Raw genomic sequence first — 450 nt, 5'->3', positions numbered from 1 at the left:
GCAGCGTTGGCCTGGACCAGCGTGTGCAAAGCGTAAGAGCCCTGCTTCACGAAGCGCAATGGCGACGGCTTCTTATGGGCTTTCAATCCATCTTTCAAACGCGTTTCGTTGGACGTGCGACGCTTGCGCATCAGGTCCTTTTGGTCCTCCTTGAGGGCAACCCTTTCGAGGAAGTAGTTGAGCAGATGCTTGTGCACGTTAGCCATTCACGGCTCCTTCAGGTTGTTGAGCAGGAAACGCCTGGATGTTTTGGAAGAACTGCGCGATGAGAGGCTGCGGAGGAGGTGACCCCGCCGTCGCCAAGGAAACATTCAAATCAATGGCCTGGTTGGCGAGTCGCGACAGCAAATCCAGGCACTTCTTAGACGGGTTGTCCAAAGACAGATGCGCCACATCATTGATAGGCACGTCAGGGTCCTTCAGCCGCACGTAGCCAACTTTTCGGCCAGT

At 55.3% G+C, this 450-nt stretch carries 2 protein-coding genes; both read right to left on the bottom strand.

The window, feature by feature from the left end:
• On the bottom strand, nt 1-206 hold a 206-nt coding region (locus RVY79_RS17420), incomplete at its 3' end, for a hypothetical protein (protein WP_317465742.1).
• A partial coding sequence (locus tag RVY79_RS17415; RefSeq protein ID WP_317465740.1) for a hypothetical protein occupies nt 199-450 on the bottom strand: 252 nt, incomplete at its 5' end. The genes RVY79_RS17420 and RVY79_RS17415, both read right to left, overlap by 8 nt.

Origin of the sequence: Chromohalobacter sp. HP20-39, from assembly GCF_033052815.1 — a bacterium.
Classification (GTDB): Bacteria; Pseudomonadota; Gammaproteobacteria; order Pseudomonadales; family Halomonadaceae; genus Chromohalobacter.
This window is presented reverse-complemented; position numbering and strand designations above follow the sequence as displayed.